The following is a 16,656-nucleotide window of genomic DNA, read 5'->3' as shown; positions in this document are numbered from 1 at the left end:
TCTAGTTCATATTTTTCAAGTCATGTCAGCAATATTAAAAGTCTCAGTGAGTAAACTATTTAACTGCTGTTAATTAATTTGAGGCACTGGTTTAATACGCTGATCTTTGATAGTTCCCTGATGCTTGAAGATACAATAAGGTATTGTTATTATATCGAAAAAATCAATAGGGATTATTTTGAAACATAAAATTTTATTCACAATTGTTTTATTTATTACTGGTTGTGCAGCACCTATTTATTCTCCTCCCAAAGATGCGAAAACTGCAGTTATAGAGTTTGAGTCGCAAGTGGTTATTTCTAAAACAATGGGAAATACTTACACTTCTGTATTCTTATTTCCTTCAACGAAATGTGACAAGGTTTTTCACCTTGGGCTACTCGAAGCCTCGAAAGAAGAAACTAAATCTTTTCAATCAATACTTGAAACAGGTAAGTCTTATGTAATTACTTTTAGGACGCCTGATTTCAGAGGCGTCACAGATCAACGACAGAATTACGTGAGTAAACTAATTACTCCGGAAGAGGGAAAGTTTTATAAATTCGAAGTTTTTCCCCCACACCGTGCTTTAGGGTATGAGAAGATAGGAGAGGAATTAGTTAGTACTTCAGCAATAAAAGATACAGATAAAACTTGTAGATATTAGAGTAAATAAGGCCAGACTAACTTAATCATTAATCTGGGCAAACCGCCAATAACGAGAGTTGTTGGCGGTTTTTTTTGAATACTATAAGTGGACTCAATCTCAATGGGTGCAGCTAATTGAACAAACTATCGTTTAATACAAACTTCATCTGCAACTGCATAACAAAGTTTATCGCTTTTAATAAATGGACTACTGTTCAGATAAGGTTCTTGCCACTGCTTTTTCGATAATATCACTTCTTCAACGCCTTTGGGGTTTGAAACTTTAAGGCGTAGCAATTGTAACTCCAAATCAATATTAATGATTCTTGAATACAAATCTGTATATTTGGGCATCGTCGTAATTGTAATTAAATGACCCACGATGTTATTTAAGTTAGTCGCAATACTGCAGAATGAGCATCTTTGATAAAATTCGTGCTGCTCATGAAATTCCGCGATAATATCTTTCATTGATTTAACATCTTGAAAATATTGTGCTTTAGTACTAGTAGTTGAGATAACTTGAGTAAGGTAAAACTCGCCAATTTCATTAAAGGTCATATGTTTCTTGAACATTAACATTTTCATAATGAAATTCTGAGAGTTTGGAACGTCTTTTGTTTTCGAGAAAATGTCTTCAGATGTTAAAAGGCTAATCATGTAATATAGCTCGGAGCGCCAAACCTCATTGAAAGTTATTTCTTCGCTCGTTAAAGGCTTTAGTAAATCGATTTTTGGGTTACTCTTCTTAACAATAAGTCGTGTTATCAAAGGCAGATGAATCTGGCTAAAATTTGAAATAGAAATGATCTTGAATATAAATTCGTTAGTCGTCGCCATAAATTTACGATCAATTGTGATTAATCGAGTAATTGATTTTTCTGCTTCTTCTATTTGTTCGCTTTCGAGTTTATATAGAATGTCCAACGCAGCTAATCTATAGAGCACTGTAAAATCATAATTAGTCTTGACTAGTAAAGGGTTTAAGGCTTGAAAGTTATCGAACTCTGCCAATTTATAAAATCGATTTAAATATACTTGGTTGTCCGAAATTAACTTAGTTAAATCTTGGCTCTGCTCTATGATAGTCGCGATACAAGATTCAGTATTCAGGTCACAGTAAGGGATGCTTTCTTCTGTACTCGGGAATTCGACTTGTGGGTATCGAATAGGAGAAATTTCTCGTACCGAAATTGCTCTAAGTTCTTTAACTTGCTTTTTATACGTATTAACAGCTAATTGGTACGGGTTGTCACTATCTAAATATTGCCAACTCATCATTTCGATATACACATTGTTATCGAGATTTATAGGTTTTGCATATTGCTGTTGGATAGCGATGATTTCTGGATTGAGATCTTCATCGGCAAAGAGGTAATAGAGGCTAGCGCTAATGATAACGGCACAAACTAGAACTATATAACGAATTTTCATATCACTTCCTTGTGTTCGCAATCATGTTAAATACACTTCGCTGGTTTCGGCAAACCTGCAATTCTAGTCGCTTGCTTGGCTGGGCCTTTTGGGAATAGGCTGTAGAGATAGCGGCTGTTGCCTTTTTCGGGACCGAATTCTTTGGCGACGGCTTTTACTAACATGCGCACGGCTGGGCTGGTGTCGAATTCTATGTAGAATTGACGGATGAAGTTCACTACTTGCCAGTGCTCGCTCGTTAGTGTGATGTTTTCTAACCCTGCGATGTGCTCAGCGAGTTCTTCGTTCCAATCGTCGAGGTTGGTTAGGTAGTTGTGCTTGTCGACGGCGTAGTCTTTGCCGTTAAAATGAATGCCTTCACTCATAAAATTCGTTACCAATTAACTAGTGGTTGGTGATTGGCGGTGAGTTTAACAAAGTCACTCAGTTCAATCACTTGAATATAGCTTGATATGTGATCGCTTAGTCCTCGCGCTGTAATATCGCTCTCTAATGCATAAACTGCTCGATACTCATTTAACGCACTTTTTGTTGTAGCTGCTGTTGCGGCAATAACGGCATCTTGGGTTAATACGAGTGATAGCTTGTCTGATGCTGGCGGCAGCGCTTTGGTAAAGGGGGATTTAGTGGCAATAACTAACATAATTACATTCTATCCTATCGCTTTATGAACACAGCTTGTTAAAAGCTCAGCGTTTGATCAAAGGTCGCCAGTTTATCCATCCAATCTTGTGATGGCAGGGCGATAACATCGATATTTAATTTATCGATAGACAATCCGCGCTCGGTTAACGAGTCGCTGCATACAAAAACATCTTCAATGTCATATAAGTCAAGTAAACCGTAGGTTTTGCTCAAATCCTTATTACCCGTTAAATCGGCCTTGGTATTTTCAAGTAATTGAAATACACCATCGCCTTGGAAGAATAGGGCTACAGGACGATCATAACTAGCATTTGCAAGCAGCATATCTAACGATTCACGGTAATTATTGACGCCAAAGGGTGCTGTTTGGTTAATAATGGCTAGGTTCTTCATCATCACTCCTTAAAATTGAATCAAGCGATCGGCATTGGCAGATGCCGTAACAAACTCGCCTAAACCACCTAGCTCGAAACCTTCTGCTAGATTGTGGGCGCTAAGTTTTTGTTCATCGGCAACTTGCTCGTCACATACGCCGCGGCGCAATGACGCTGAAATACAGCTAATTAAAGGCACTTGATGCTCTTTATTCAGTGACTGCCACAGCGCTAATACATTAGTTTCGCCAGATGCGATAGAGGTGAGGCCGTTGGTATTACTGATGCCTTGATAGAAAAAAACTTGGCTAATGCGCTGACCTTGTTTTAACAACTCACACGCAAATCGATAGCCGCTGTGACTACCTTGCTGTGTGATATCGCTATTAATAACTAGCACGTAATTTAAAGAATCTGTCGACATTGAGTGCTAAAACCCTGTGGTTGAGAATTTTCAAAAATCTGTAGGCAATAAAAAGCCCCGCAGAGCGAGGCATTATAACAATCTAATTTAATTTTATGGCTATTTATTTTGACGTTAGCGACTTTGATAATAAATCAATAATGCTGCTATCAGTCATATAGCCAAACCAATTAATCGTCGCTTGCACCGATAAGGCTCAATAGGCTAACGAATAAATTGTAGATGTTTAGGTATAGAGCAACTGTTGCACGAATGTAATTAGTTTCGCCGCCGTTAACGATGCGTGAAGTATCGAACAGGATGAAACCAGACATTAATAATACGATAGCTGCGCGTAGTGCTAAGTAAACCGCTGGTACTGCAAAGAAGATGTTAGCGATTGAAGCAACAAGAACAACGATTAAACCAACAGTTAAGAAGCCGCCCATGAATGAGAAGTCTTTCTTAGTTGTTAACGCGTAAGCAGATAAACCGAAGAAGATTAATGCTGTGCCGCCAAGAGCCTGCATAATCGTTTCACCGCCGTTGCTCATCGCTAGGTAAGTGTTAAGGATTGGTCCTAATGCCATACCCATACAGCCAGTGAAGATGAATGTCCAAAGCAGACCTTGCGCGCTGTCTGCTTTCTTATGAACGATGAATAAGCTAACCATGCCAGCAATAAAGAAACCGAAGTAACCGATAGTGCCCATGTTTAAGAATGTGCTGATGAACGCAGTAACAGCACTGAAAGCTAGCGTCATAGCTAGAAGAGAGTAGGTATTGCGTAATACCTTGTTGGTTTGCAGCGCTGACTCTTGAGACGCGCTATAAGTAGTACGATGTTCCATATAAGACTCCGTGTTTTACAAATTGTAATTTGAAAGTTGGGATGACTATAGCATAACTTTTTAAATGTCATAATATGACATAGCCACTTTGTACGTAGTTGACCGTAAAATAATCAAATAGTTTATATTTTTTAATTATTAACGAATTTCGCTTGCAATGAAAAATGGTTTCTATATTATACACCCCCGCTGGAGAGATGGCAGAGTGGTCGAATGCACCGGTCTTGAAAACCGGCAGGGGTTAATAGCCCCTCTAGGGTTCAAATCCCTATCTCTCCGCCATATTTAGAAAAGCCGCCTAATTTTATAATTAGGCGGCTTTTTGCTTTTCTGGGGTTTGTGAAATTTACTTTGGGTGTTTTGAAGTGGTTGTTTGGGATTAACGCCTCGCTAAGAAGCACTCAATAGAACAGAAACCAACTGTTTTTTGTTCTATTGAGTGCCTTGTTATGTTTCGGTTCCGAATACAAACTTTTTATTGTGAATCAAACCAAGACTCGGTTTGTACCTTTCCAATGGATGTTCAGTTTTTTCATCTCTAGAGAAGCATGATTTCATAATATAGGACAAAAATATTTTTAATTCAGATGTATAGAAATCAGGTGTGGGGCTCCACGTGAGCCTGTGATGTACAGCTTCATCTTCATCCTTTTCATAAAAGGTACCTTGACCTAGCTTTAGAATAGAGCCTCTCCCTAAAACTGTGATGAGATCAGAATAGTGCGTTTCTGAGAACATGAGTTCACTATAGGCATTAGGCAAGCTTTCATTCCCAATTGAAGATTTGAAACAAAACCCAATAAAATCAATGTCTTTAGATATTTTTTTAACCGATGTACATTTTTCACAGATGTCTTTTAAGTTAGCCTTTGTGAGATTTGATTTTATTTCTATTGCACATACAACAGCTTCCTTGCTTGCAACCACAAAGTTTGACGTTTTTAAAAAGTATGCCGCAGGAAAGTTTTCATCAATGATTAGAATATCCATTTGCTTAGATGAAAATTCAGAATTCGGATCGTAGATAAAACCAGTCTTTATAGAGAAGCGATCAGATATAAAGTTCTCTATGAGCTCTTCAATAATTGCTTCTCTATATGCACCAATACTTGGCCCATGATTAGTGTAAGCAGAGATCTTATTAAACTTAAGCTGAACTTCTTCTGCGATAAATTGAAATGATTGATCTATCAATGTTACTCCTTAGAAACATAACGCCCAATTAATCGGACAAAAATGGTTGGCTAAAATGTGCAGCGAAGCGTAACCTAACCGACTGTTTTTTTTATTCAGTTCTAAGTGCTTATTATACTTGCAAGTTCACCCACACTAACAACTCTCATATTATATTTTTTTGACAAAACATTTAAATTTTCAGGATAAAAAACAGATGCTTTTCCTGCACCTTTACCAAAATCATTTGTACAAAAAATATCGTTGTCATACGCATAATGAGCAGCTAATGAATCACCATCTGACCATTCAGCAACAGCTTGTGCGAATTTTTTCTTCTCTGTTTTCGTGGCTAACTTATTTAACATAAGGTGAGGTGATGTTTTAATTTTATATTTTTTAAGTAAATTTTCATAACCTGAGAACCCACACTCTAGAGATGAAATAAAATCACCGCATTCCGCAAGTTTTTCTGCATAAACCCAAAAGTCATCCGTGGATGAAAAGCCTATTTTTAAGCTCTCATTTATGTCTTTAGCTCTAGCGGTTCCTATATTCGTCATTGGTAGTACTTTGAAGCCTAGATCTTTCGCTAACTCAAGCTTATGTTTTAAAATTAAGGGGATTCCCGGATGTGTATCATTATCAGGGCCTATTCCAATCACACCTTTGTATTTATTATCTCTCCATTCACTTGATACAACTTCAATTTTTAGTTGGCGATTTGAAGCATGATTTAAACGCTCTTTTTTCATTATTGACTCTAAAGACAGTGCTACTTCACATATATATGGCTCTATGACCCGTTGTTCAATTGATTGTCTTATTAAAGAGAGATCTTTACTTTCAATATATTCATTTGAAACGACTTTTTCCCATACATTAGAATCGAATGTTACGCGCATAATTCTCCGGTAAATATAACAGTGTGTTTATCGTGTATGTACAATATAAACAACGCTTTATTTTAAATTTGTGCAGAAAAAACTAACAGTAAGCTACTGATAAATCAATTGTTAAAACTACTTGATACATTTTTACATGACTTTTCGTTGGGCAAACCGTTCATGGCGTCATACACTGCATGCTCATGCAATGTATGACGCACGATAAAAATCTATAACTTTTTTAAATCAAATAATTAAAGAAGAGTTGAATGGAGAGAGCATACACGTTGATGCGTTGCAAATAAAATGGTTGATGTGCCACTCGTTCTGATTGGTATTTAGACTGAGTTTCTCAGTGTTAGATCTAAAAAGCCCCGCAAGTTTTCACCAACGAGGCTTTAATCTTTATTGCTTTATTACTCAGCGAAAGGGCAGTTATTCGTCCCAAATACCTTTTTCTACTTTCCCCTTAAGTTGTGGGAAATCTTTAGCGGCGAATTTTGGTGTTTTACCTGATTTATGTTGCACCTGATAATCTTTAATCACCGCTACGGCTAAACCAGATAACAGTATTAGTGCGATAAGGTTGATTAGCGCCATTAATCCCATTGAGGCGTCGGCCAGTGCCCATACGATGTCGATTTTTGAGACTGCGCCAAACATAATCATACCAACAACGGCGATTCTAAATGGGGTTAGATAGAGCGTGTTGTTGTTCGATAAAAACAGGATATTCGTTTCGGCGTAGCTGTAGTTGGCGATGATTGAGGTGAAACAAAATAGCAAGATAGAGCCAGCAACAAAGAAGCCGCCCCAGCTGCCAACGTGTGATTCTAGTGCGTTAATGGTTAACACAATGCCGTCGCCACTACTTGATACTTCGCCTGCTAGCAAGATGATTGCTGCGGTTGCGGTACAAATGATGAGTGTATCGAAGAATACGCCAATCATTTGAATGAAACCTTGTGAGGCAGGGTGATTTGGATTTGGTGTTGCACTGGCTGCGACGTTCGCTGCGCTACCCATACCTGCTTCGTTTGAGAACAACCCACGGGCGATACCAGCTTTCATCGCTTGTGCTACCGCATAAGCCACACCGCCGCTTGCCGCTTCTTGCCAGCCAAAGGCGCTGTTAATAATCAGCATAAATACTTGTGGTAGTTTTTCGATGTTTAACACGACTACGATAAAAGCAATTAGTAGATAAAGCACTGCCATCACAGGCACAATGATTTCAGATACTTTGGCTACTTTTTTAAGGCCACCGATAATCACGAATGCGCTAGCAATCGAAATGATGATGCCGATGTAAAGGGGATCGAATGAGAATACATCTGCGACAGCGCCGCTGATGGTGTTCGCTTGTACGGCGTTAAATACTAAACCGAACGCAACAATTAACGATAACGAAAACAGAATACCCATCCAACGCTGACCAAGACCTTTTGTCATGTAATAGGCCGGGCCGCCACGGAATTGACCTTCTTGATCTTTTACTTTGTAAACTTGCGCTAGTGTCGACTCAACCATCGAAGTCGCCATACCTAAAAAGGCAATTAGCCACATCCAGAATATAGCACCGGGGCCGCCTGTACTAATGGCTACGGCAACACCCGCCATATTGCCCGCACCAACGCGTGCCGCCATGCTGGTACAAAATACCTGAAATGACGACAGACCATCTGCGCCGCCTTGACGACTAATCTTAAGCAAGCCAAACGCATGAGTGAAATGGGTTATTTGAATTAAACCGAGTCTAAATGAAAAATAGATCCCGGCACCTACGAGGCCATAAATAAGCACCGTTTCCCACAATAATGTGTTAATAAAACCAACAGCAGTTTCTAACATAATTACCTACCAACAAAAAAATTGGCGCTAATCTACCACAACTAGCGGTTGGAAATTGGTCTAATAAGTGGCTGAAAGGCTTTGTTGGTGGTTAATTGGGCAGGTTGTTTGTGATTTGAACGCACTCTTTGTTGCTGTTTACCACCGCGTGAAATCGCTAATCAATCGTGACAAGTTTAAATAGAAAGGTTAGTTAACAAGATATTGTTCACTAATACATTGTTTTATCAAATATTATCTTTTATGGTACTGCTTTTATAAATCAATATTTATCTATATGGACATTTCTCTAAAGCCAATCATCAAAGCTAACTATGAAGCCGTGTGCGATCTCGATGTTGCAGAATCTCAGCAAGACTTTGTTGCTTGTAATATGTGGTCGTTAGTCGAAGCCCAGTTTAACGAAGGTTATGTTACTCGCGCGATTTATCAAGCAGGCAATGTCGTTGGATTTTTTATGTGGGTAAAAGAAACACCAAGCAAAATTTCCATCTGGCGTTTTATGGTTGATGAAAAATTCCAAAAACAGGGCATCGGTCGTTTCGCTCTCGAATTGGCGCTAGCAGAAATAAAGACCGATACAGCTATTCGTGAAATTGAAATCTGCTACAACCCAAACAACCCTGTCGCTAAAGATTTTTACGCCAGCTTTGGCTTTTCCGAAGTGGGTATGGATGAAGATGACGAGGATATGCTGGCGGTTATTCATGTTTCACCATAATTCCAACCGTAGACGAAGACACGTCTTAAAGTTTTGGTTTAAAGCATTAATTTTTGTACTTTGAATAATGCTAACGTGGTAGAGTATCTGAGGTGTAAAGTTTAAAATTTAATAAGGCTAGAAGGTTGATTGATAACATAAAACTTGGGTTTTGGGATGTTTTTACGTATATGCTGATTGGATTTACTATATTTCTTTCTGCACTTATTTATGCTTTTGCATTTGATTTTCTAGAAATAAAGAGTGCGATAAAAAATATTGTTGCGCTAGGGCTTGTTGGAGTTGTTTTCTTTCCGCTAATTGCTCTTTTGATGGGGATGCTTTTTGAACCAATTAGTAATATGGCCTTAAAGTTGTTAGAACGCCATTGTAAATGGTTCAAAAGAAGAAAAGCGAGAAATCTAAAAGATTTAATGCCATTAGTTGAAAAGCATTTGCCTGATAATTTGGGAGACAGGCAAAAATATCGATTCTGCAAGGCAACGATAGAGAAAAATTTTATTAACTCTAATATATCTGTCTTTTTGGCGAGATTTGGATTTTATAGGAGTATAGGAGTTTTAGTTGGAGGTTTATTTCCAGCCATTATTTTTCTTACAGATATGAGATTGGATACTGGGATAATTTCAGTATTTTTTCTTGTTTTAGGTTTGGGATTCATTAAGAGGGCGCAGACATTTCAAGGCCATATGGAATACGAAGTATATTTTCATTTTTTAGCATATAAAGAAGACACAATATTTAAAGGAAAAAATCAAATTACGGATAACTAACTGCAGAAACAAGGAGAGTTAATATGCTAAACCAATCTATCAGCATTAAAAATCTAAAGCTTATTAAAGGTAGAACTTTTCAAAAATTTCATCGAGGCGATGAAAGTGACAGGATGTACAATCGCGTCTATGCCACTATTAACGATAAACTTACAGATTCAAGCTATAAATTCGATAATTTCATTTCCAAAAAGGTAGGGAAAAAACACGGATTTGATTGTGCGAGTGCAGAAGATGAATTAGTTTTGAAAAAATTAAACGATAATATTAAGAGATTGTTTAAAGTAAAAACATCTGATCGCCATGCCATTGTAAAGCAGGCTATTTCTCTCTTAAAGGATTCGCAGCCTATTTCAGTTGTTAGATTAGATATTAAGAACTTTTATGAAGAAATTGATCGTAAAAAGATCGTAAAACTTATTCAAGAAGAGTACCTTTTATCACATCAAAGTAGAATTATACTAAAATCATTCGATGAAGAGTCAAGTATACGAAACTTAACTGGATTACCTAGAGGTATTTCTCTTAGCGCTACGTTATCGGAAATAGGATTGAGGAATTTTGATTCTAAAGCTAGAAAATTGAAAGGAGTCTATTACTATGCCCGGTATGTAGATGACATGATAATATTTTGTACCTGTAATCCTACTGAGCTAGTTGAATCACTATCAAAGTTACTATCAGATTTAGATTTGAATCTTGAATTTAATGAAAAAACATATTTGTACGACCCAAATATTAGTGCTAATCCCCCTAAACCAATTGACTATTTGGGGTATAAGATTAGCTTTAAATCTGTCACGTCTGAAAGTCTCCCTCGGGATGTATCTGTCGAAATTAGTGAGAAAAAGATTAATAAGATCAAGACGAGGTTGCATAAAGCATTTCGTTCATACAATCGGACACGAACATTTGATTTATTAGAGTCGAGAATAAAATTTTTAACTGGAAATCAATATATTATTGGTGATGTTGAACGGACAAAACTTAAGTCTGGTATCTATTACAATTACCCATTAATCACTACCTACCACCAAATAAAAGAGTTAGATAGATTCTATCAGAGTCTATTTGTTAGTAAGTGTCCTCATATAGTAAAAGCGTTAGCAATGCTAAGAAATCATAACGATTCATCATGCAATAAAAAATATGGAAGACTAGAGCGATTGCAAAGAATGTCTTTTAAATTCGGCTTTGAAAATAGAGTTATGAACAAATTTAGTAGGAAAATGAGTAGGAAGATAAAGGGATGTTGGTAAATGGCTAAAATTAAAATTGATAAGTACGATCATTTAAGGGTTATGCTTACCGAAACACTACCATACGAAGTACCAATAACATTTTTGAATGAAGGACTATATTTTTACCTAAGAGATTTAGGCAATCGCAAGAAAAAAGATTATAACCCCACTGTTTACGATAGATTCCTTAAAAACTTTTTTGACTATGGCGAGTATACAAAGCCATATAATTATAGGATCAATAAAAACTCTATTAGCAAACGTCTGTTGTCTGTCCCACATCCTTCGATTCAAAACAAAATAACAGAGTTTTATAGGGATTATGATTCGTTGATTACGGAACTTTGTAGTAAAAGCCCTATATCTTTAAGAGCGCCTCACAGAGTTGCGAGCAGGTTCTATGAGAAAGAGTTAGTTGATCTATCTGCAGGTTGTGAGCTAGGTAAGGCTGAAAGTGTGGAAACAGAATCAGAAGCTTTTGAGCAAACGTCTAAATTTGCAAGCTCATATTTTACCTATAAGAAGTATAATTTCTTGTACAAGTTTTATGATTCTTATGAATCCCATCGTATAGAGAAAAAATTCGAGCATTTAACTAGATTTGATATATCCAAATGCTTTCATAATATTTATACGCCAACTTTAGCATGGGCTGTTAAATCAAAGCCTTTTGCTAAAAAACATAATGTGTCATATTCATTTGAACATAGATTTCAAACGATAATGCAAAATGCTAATTATTTAGAATCTAGTGGAATCATTGTTGGTCCAGAGTTCTCTCGTATCTACGCAGAGATAATACTTCAAGAATTAGATCTAAATATAATTGATAGGGTGAAATCTGAGTTAGGATTCTCTTTTGGTAGTGACTACACCCTTAGGAGGTATGTTGATGATTATTTCTTATACACACAAAATGATTCTCAATCATCTGATATTCTAATCTTGGTCAAAGATGAGTTAGAAAAATACAAATTATTCATTAATGAATCGAAAACAGAGTATTGGACTGTACCGTTTATTACTGGATTAACAATTGCCAAGATGGATTGTAAGTCCTTAGTTCGAGATGTTTTTAATTCATTTGAAAAGAACGATCAGGAGTCAAGCGAAGATAAGATTAATATAAGATTAAATAGCCCTAGTCGAGAATCCAATAGATTTATAAAGAATTTGAAAAAAATTGTAAAAGTTAACGATGTTAACTATGAAAGCCTGTCAGGTTACACTTTAGCTGAAATACGAAGAAGACTTTTCAGACTGTTAGAAAATGATTCCGTTATAGAGTCGATAAAAGAAAATGATGCAAATGAAATCAAGAAGGTCATTTTATTAGCAATCGAAGTATCATTTTTTGTATATAGTATGGATATTCGTGTCAGAACAACTTATATCATCACTCAGCTGATAGTTCGGCTGAATAATTTAACCAAGTTTAGGGTTGCTGAATTTAAAGATGAAATACGTAAAAAGATATATGATGAATCAAAGCTACTGTTATCAAAAATGGTAGTTAAGGGTAAAGCAAATAGCATTGAAACATTGAATTTATTGATTGGTATTAGAACTAATTTGGAAGAATATCCTATAAATGAAGAGATGATTTTAGACCTATTTAACCTAAGATATTTAGATGAAAATAAAATTGGGTTTGTTAATAAGAATCAAGATTTAGGTTATTTCCAGATAATGGTGTTAGTAGGATTTATTAGACATTCAAATCCTAAAATAGTTAAATTTCTAGAAAGTTATATTTTCGAACGATTGACTAAGTCCGAAGAAATAAAAGTAGATACAGAACTGACTTGCTTAGCGTTTGACGTTCTTAGTTGTCCATATTTTTCTGAATTGTTTAAAAAAGAACTGTTTGAACTATTGTGTAAAGAAGTCAATTTTGAATCAAATTCAAGTGAAGTCTTTAATATGGTTTGTGATAAAGAATGGTTTTTTACATGGAAAGACAATAATTTAGCGCAAGTTTTAATGAAAAAAGATTTGCGCAGCCCATATTAGTTATATTACTATTTGAAAGTTGGTAATTACGGACTGTAAATCTAAATTTTAGATTTAATTTATTGCTGCCAGGTGCAGCTCACACGCTATGGTTTTGTAATTATCAACATCTCTACTTAGATCCTTTCAAATCTTGAGAATATAGAAGTAACATCATTTTCAAGAAGTTCTGTTAAACATAAAAATAAATTTCCAAAAATTGTAATACTTTTGTGAAGAACTCGGTCTCCTCGCACGTAGAATAGATTTTTTATTCCACAAACAACCCATTATTTAAGTTACTGTTGGCAAACAAAGCTTTCAACATAGAACTCTTATTAGAAGATAGCTAACAGTAAATAACACTGGCCGTAAACCAGTATTGGATTTGCCTAAAGATAGAAGGGCAAGCCGTTAAGTAAGTGGTGTGGGATAGAAAATATCGCAATGATGGAGATTAATTTTATATGAGCAAGCTGGTTATTATTGGCAATGGCGTATCTGGCGTCACTGTGGCTCGTCATGTGCGCAAGCGCAGTGATATGGAAATATTGATTATTTCCGCTGAAACCGAGCATTTCTTTTCCCGCACCGCACTGATGTACATATTCATGGGCCACATGAAGTATGAACACACCAAGCCTTATGAAGATCATTTCTGGGCTAAGAACCGCATCGATTTAAAGCAAGATTTTGTACAAGACATTAATACTGACGACAAGGTATTAACGCTAGCCTCTGGTGAGACGGTTGATTACGACAAACTTGTGTTGGCGACAGGCTCTAAGTCAAATAAATTTGGCTGGCCGGGGCAGGACCTACCGGGCGTACAAACGCTGTTTAACTATCAAGATTTAGAATTGATGGAAGAAAACTGTCGGCATACTAAACACGCGGTCTTAGTTGGTGGTGGCTTGATTGGTGTCGAAATGGCAGAAATGTTGTTATCGCGCGGCATTGAGGTGACTTTTCTTGTGCGTGAAGATCGTTTTTGGGGCAACATTCTGCCTAACGGTGAAGCGCAGGTTATTCAAAAACACGCCGAAGTTCACGGCGTAAAATTCCATTTTGAAACTGAGCTTAAAGAAATTAAGGCGGGCAGCGATGGCCGTGTTAGTTCGGTAATTACTAGCACTGGGCAAGAGATTGCTTGTGACATGGTTGGCTTGTCGGCTGGTGTTCATCCGAACATTGGCGTGGTGGAAAAGTCTAACATTCCTGTTGGTCGTGGGATTTTAGTCAACGATTATTTAGAAACCAAAGTTCCTGATGTGTACGCAGTAGGGGATTGTGCCGAAATCGAAGTTGAAGATGGTCGCAATCGAATCGAGCCGTTGTGGTACACGGGTAAGATGCAAGGTGAAGCCTTAGCACAAACCATTGCCGGTGAGCGCACCATGTATGAGCGCGGCGTGTGGTTTAACTCGGCGAAGTTTTTCGATATCGAATATCAAACCTATGGTTTTGTGTTTAACGAGCCGATTGAGGGCATTTCATCGTTTTATTGGCAGCATCCAACCGATGATATTTGTTTGCGCATTAATTACCAAGATGACACGCAGCAAGTCACCGGGGTTAATACCTTTGGCATACGTATGCGCCATAGCGTGTGGGAAAATTGGCTCGCCAATGGCTGCACGTTGAAATACGTGCTGCAAAACTTGCGTGATGCTAATTTCGATCCCGAGTTTTTCACTCGTTATGAAAGCGATATCGTTGAGGCCTTTAATCAGCAATATCCTGACAATCAACTCAAACTTTCTCCATTAAGATGGCTTACCAAACGTTTCACTAAGGGGCACGCCAATGCATAACAATAATTTAGCGTGGATCGCGCCTGTTCGAAAATCGGGTATGGCGATGTTTTTAGTGGGCATGCTGGTGTTTATTGGCATGTTGTTTGTGAATCAATTTCAAATTACTGACGAGTCGTTAAAGAGCTCGATTGGTAATTCGACGCATCGTGAATTAATTGCGCCGCATTTGTCGCAGTTTATGACTGAGCCAGAGAGCAATAAATTTGTGTTTGTGGAAGGCGTGCGTAAGACGTTTTCAACATACAACGATACGGTGTATGAGCGTTATCATTTATCGAGTAATGACATTGCGGCGATTATGGCTAAGGTAACGGCCAAGGGCTATTACGACTTAGCGATGTTATCAGAGGTGTTTAACACTAATGATGATTACGCGGCCTTTAAAATTAAGAAACTCACCGATTACACTGGCTGGTTAGCGGGTAATCAAGGCAAGCCACTGGCGGAAATTGAGCAGGTGCTTAATGAGAAGTCAGCTGAGATCAATCAAAAGGTGAACCCTGAGAAGCGCATTGATTCATGGGCGATTGGCCAATATATCTATGCGATTGTGAAAAGCTCTTCGACGTCAGTTGTGGCTAATAATGCAAGCTTATTTTTCTTCTTGTCGATTATCTTGGGAACTATCGGCGCGCTAATGTACATCATTCCTGAGAAGTACACGGGGCCTGCGGGCATTAAAAACAACGATGTGTTTAAAAACTCAGCCACCAACGGCGGCTTGGTTGGCATGTTGGTGTTGTTTTTCTTAGTGGCCGTGTATATCGCGTTGTACTTCTTCCCTGAATATATTGTGGAGTGGGTATCCTTGGTTGATCCGTTTTTTGTGGCAATCAACGGAAAAGGCGCTGGCTCGTGGTCGATTTATGGTTTGATTTACACCTTGGCTATTGTGGTAATGGGCGTGCGAATGTTTATCAAATATCGTCACAGTAAATATCACATTGCGCGAACTAGCTCGATTATCTTTTTCCAATCGTGTTTTGCCTTTATTTTGCCGGAGATTTTAAGTCGTCTAAATCAACCATCGACTGATTTAAAAAACATGTGGCCGTTGGATTACGATTTCTTCGATGCGTGGAATCTCGATAGCCTAAGTTCAAGTGGCGGCATCGGCATGTTTATGTTGGTGTGGGGCATTACCTTGTTTGTGATTGGCGTGCCTGTGTTTACTTATTTCTTTGGTAAGCGTTGGTATTGTTCGTGGGTATGTGGTTGTGGCGGCTTAGCAGAAACCGCTGGCGATCCTTACCGTCAATTATCAGATAAATCATTAACGGCATGGCGTGTCGAGCGCGTGGTCATTCACAGCGTTTTAGTTTTTGCCATCGTGATGACAGGCGCAGCGCTTTACACCTACTTTACGGGCGTAAAATCGGTGATGGGTATAGAAACTTATTCGCTGCGTAGTGCTTATGGTTTCTTTATTGGCGCATTGTTCTCGGGCGTAATCGGTACAGGTTTCTATCCGAAAATGGGTAGCCGTGTGTGGTGTCGCTTTGGTTGTCCGCTTGCGGCGTACATCGGTATTATCCAGCGCTTTAAATCGCGCTTTCGTATCACAACAAATGGTGCACAGTGTATTTCATGTGGTAACTGTTCGACATACTGTGAAATGGGTATCGATGTTCGTTCATACGCCCAGCGCGGTGAAGACATTGTACGTGCTTCATGTGTTGGCTGTGGTGTGTGTTCGTCAGTATGTCCACGTGGTGTGCTTAAGCTTGAGAATGGCACAACACCTGTGGTTATCGATCCTACCAAGAAAGATGAAACGGTAAACATTGTTAATGTAATGAGTGTTGAGCAACAACAAGCATTAATGAAGTAAGCTGATTTTATAAAATCGCAATTAAAAAACTCACGG

General features: G+C 37.9%; 16 protein-coding genes and 1 tRNA gene. 8 read left to right on the top strand and 9 right to left on the bottom strand.

Features of this window, described 5'->3' with window-relative positions; translation table 11 throughout:
- The first annotated feature begins 178 nt into the window (after window positions 1–178).
- Window positions 179–646 carry a hypothetical protein gene (locus MHM98_RS10570; protein ID WP_239439241.1) on the top strand — a complete coding sequence of 156 codons (468 nt, stop codon included), beginning with the start codon at window positions 179–181 and terminating at the stop codon, window positions 644–646.
- A 125-nt stretch (window positions 647–771) separates the two neighbouring features.
- On the opposite strand, the gene MHM98_RS10565 is transcribed toward MHM98_RS10570, so the two are convergent.
- From MHM98_RS10565 to MHM98_RS10540, 6 genes are all read right to left on the bottom strand, one after another.
- The gene (locus tag MHM98_RS10565; RefSeq protein ID WP_239439240.1) at window positions 772–2,061 is read right to left on the bottom strand and encodes a hypothetical protein; all 1,290 of its coding nucleotides are present in this window, start codon (window positions 2,059–2,061) and stop codon (window positions 772–774) included.
- 26 nt (window positions 2,062–2,087) lie between these two features.
- Window positions 2,088–2,426 carry a TusE/DsrC/DsvC family sulfur relay protein gene (locus tag MHM98_RS10560; RefSeq protein ID WP_239439239.1) on the bottom strand — a complete coding sequence of 113 codons (339 nt, stop codon included), beginning with the start codon at window positions 2,424–2,426 and terminating at the stop codon, window positions 2,088–2,090.
- Between the two features lie 8 nt (window positions 2,427–2,434).
- On the bottom strand, window positions 2,435–2,704 hold the full coding sequence (gene tusB / locus MHM98_RS10555) for a sulfurtransferase complex subunit TusB (protein WP_239439238.1): 270 nt from the start codon (window positions 2,702–2,704) through the stop codon (window positions 2,435–2,437).
- A 38-nt stretch (window positions 2,705–2,742) separates the two neighbouring features.
- Complete coding sequence (gene tusC / locus MHM98_RS10550) at window positions 2,743–3,099, bottom strand: sulfurtransferase complex subunit TusC (RefSeq protein WP_239439237.1); 357 nt, start codon at window positions 3,097–3,099, stop codon at window positions 2,743–2,745.
- Between the two features lie 9 nt (window positions 3,100–3,108).
- Window positions 3,109–3,504: a sulfurtransferase complex subunit TusD gene (gene tusD / locus MHM98_RS10545; protein ID WP_239439236.1), complete on the bottom strand. Its 396-nt coding sequence runs from the start codon at window positions 3,502–3,504 to the stop codon at window positions 3,109–3,111.
- A gap of 170 nt (window positions 3,505–3,674) precedes the next feature.
- Window positions 3,675–4,334 (bottom strand): Bax inhibitor-1/YccA family protein, encoded by a 660-nt coding sequence (locus MHM98_RS10540; RefSeq protein ID WP_239439235.1) that lies wholly within the window; start codon window positions 4,332–4,334, stop codon window positions 3,675–3,677.
- Between the two features lie 191 nt (window positions 4,335–4,525).
- Between MHM98_RS10540 and MHM98_RS10535 the strand changes: the two genes are divergently transcribed.
- Window positions 4,526–4,616, top strand: a tRNA-Ser gene (locus MHM98_RS10535).
- A 165-nt stretch (window positions 4,617–4,781) separates the two neighbouring features.
- Here MHM98_RS10535 and MHM98_RS10530 read toward each other — a convergent pair.
- The 3 genes from MHM98_RS10530 to MHM98_RS10520 form a co-directional block, all read right to left on the bottom strand.
- Window positions 4,782–5,528, bottom strand: coding sequence for a DUF6602 domain-containing protein (locus MHM98_RS10530; RefSeq protein WP_239439234.1), 747 nt, complete (start codon window positions 5,526–5,528; stop codon window positions 4,782–4,784).
- A gap of 101 nt (window positions 5,529–5,629) precedes the next feature.
- A complete protein-coding gene (locus MHM98_RS10525) occupies window positions 5,630–6,412 on the bottom strand; it encodes a hypothetical protein (protein WP_239439233.1) in 783 nt (260 codons plus the stop codon).
- Between the two features lie 417 nt (window positions 6,413–6,829).
- On the bottom strand, window positions 6,830–8,245 hold the full coding sequence (locus MHM98_RS10520; protein ID WP_239439232.1) for a sodium:alanine symporter family protein: 1,416 nt from the start codon (window positions 8,243–8,245) through the stop codon (window positions 6,830–6,832).
- 277 nt (window positions 8,246–8,522) lie between these two features.
- Between MHM98_RS10520 and MHM98_RS10515 the strand changes: the two genes are divergently transcribed.
- The 6 genes from MHM98_RS10515 (at window position 8,523) to MHM98_RS10490 (ending at window position 16,620) form a co-directional block, all read left to right on the top strand.
- The gene (locus MHM98_RS10515) at window positions 8,523–8,966 is read left to right on the top strand and encodes a GNAT family N-acetyltransferase (protein ID WP_239439231.1); all 444 of its coding nucleotides are present in this window, start codon (window positions 8,523–8,525) and stop codon (window positions 8,964–8,966) included.
- 125 nt (window positions 8,967–9,091) lie between these two features.
- Window positions 9,092–9,739, top strand: a complete 648-nt coding sequence (locus tag MHM98_RS10510) for a hypothetical protein (protein ID WP_239439230.1) — start codon at window positions 9,092–9,094, stop codon at window positions 9,737–9,739.
- Window positions 9,740–9,762: 23 nt separating this feature from the next.
- Window positions 9,763–10,998 carry an antiviral reverse transcriptase Drt3a gene (drt3a, locus tag MHM98_RS10505; protein WP_239439229.1) on the top strand — a complete coding sequence of 412 codons (1,236 nt, stop codon included), beginning with the start codon at window positions 9,763–9,765 and terminating at the stop codon, window positions 10,996–10,998.
- Window positions 10,999–12,993: an antiviral reverse transcriptase Drt3b gene (gene drt3b, locus MHM98_RS10500; protein WP_239439228.1), complete on the top strand. Its 1,995-nt coding sequence runs from the start codon at window positions 10,999–11,001 to the stop codon at window positions 12,991–12,993. It abuts the gene before it with no gap.
- 446 nt (window positions 12,994–13,439) lie between these two features.
- Window positions 13,440–14,786 (top strand): FAD-dependent oxidoreductase, encoded by a 1,347-nt coding sequence (locus tag MHM98_RS10495; protein WP_239439227.1) that lies wholly within the window; start codon window positions 13,440–13,442, stop codon window positions 14,784–14,786.
- Window positions 14,779–16,620 (top strand): 4Fe-4S dicluster domain-containing protein, encoded by a 1,842-nt coding sequence (locus MHM98_RS10490; protein ID WP_239439226.1) that lies wholly within the window; start codon window positions 14,779–14,781, stop codon window positions 16,618–16,620. The genes MHM98_RS10495 and MHM98_RS10490 overlap by 8 nt, the downstream gene beginning before the upstream one ends.
- Window positions 16,621–16,656: the final 36 nt, after the last annotated feature.

The sequence above is a fragment of the Psychrobium sp. MM17-31 genome, assembly GCF_022347785.1.
Lineage (GTDB): Bacteria > Pseudomonadota > Gammaproteobacteria > Enterobacterales > Psychrobiaceae > Psychrobium.
The sequence above is the reverse complement of the archived record's forward strand: the minus strand, read 5'-3'. Positions and strand labels throughout refer to the sequence as shown.

Excerpts from the sequence above, each read along its gene's own strand:
- tusB (WP_239439238.1), bottom strand. The coding sequence starts at position 2,704 with ATGTTAGTTATTGCCACTAAATCCCCCTTTACCAAAGCGCTGCCGCCA.
- MHM98_RS10565 (WP_239439240.1), bottom strand. The coding sequence starts at position 2,061 with ATGAAAATTCGTTATATAGTTCTAGTTTGTGCCGTTATCATTAGCGCT.
- MHM98_RS10490 (WP_239439226.1), top strand. The coding sequence starts at position 14,779 with ATGCATAACAATAATTTAGCGTGGATCGCGCCTGTTCGAAAATCGGGT.
- drt3a (WP_239439229.1), top strand. The coding sequence starts at position 9,763 with ATGCTAAACCAATCTATCAGCATTAAAAATCTAAAGCTTATTAAAGGT.
- MHM98_RS10515 (WP_239439231.1), top strand. The coding sequence starts at position 8,523 with ATGGACATTTCTCTAAAGCCAATCATCAAAGCTAACTATGAAGCCGTG.
- MHM98_RS10560 (WP_239439239.1), bottom strand. The coding sequence starts at position 2,426 with ATGAGTGAAGGCATTCATTTTAACGGCAAAGACTACGCCGTCGACAAG.
- drt3b (WP_239439228.1), top strand. The coding sequence starts at position 10,999 with ATGGCTAAAATTAAAATTGATAAGTACGATCATTTAAGGGTTATGCTT.
- tusD (WP_239439236.1), bottom strand. The coding sequence starts at position 3,504 with ATGTCGACAGATTCTTTAAATTACGTGCTAGTTATTAATAGCGATATC.
- MHM98_RS10540 (WP_239439235.1), bottom strand. The coding sequence starts at position 4,334 with ATGGAACATCGTACTACTTATAGCGCGTCTCAAGAGTCAGCGCTGCAA.
- MHM98_RS10520 (WP_239439232.1), bottom strand. The coding sequence starts at position 8,245 with ATGTTAGAAACTGCTGTTGGTTTTATTAACACATTATTGTGGGAAACG.
- MHM98_RS10495 (WP_239439227.1), top strand. The coding sequence starts at position 13,440 with ATGAGCAAGCTGGTTATTATTGGCAATGGCGTATCTGGCGTCACTGTG.
- tusC (WP_239439237.1), bottom strand. The coding sequence starts at position 3,099 with ATGAAGAACCTAGCCATTATTAACCAAACAGCACCCTTTGGCGTCAAT.
- MHM98_RS10525 (WP_239439233.1), bottom strand. The coding sequence starts at position 6,412 with ATGCGCGTAACATTCGATTCTAATGTATGGGAAAAAGTCGTTTCAAAT.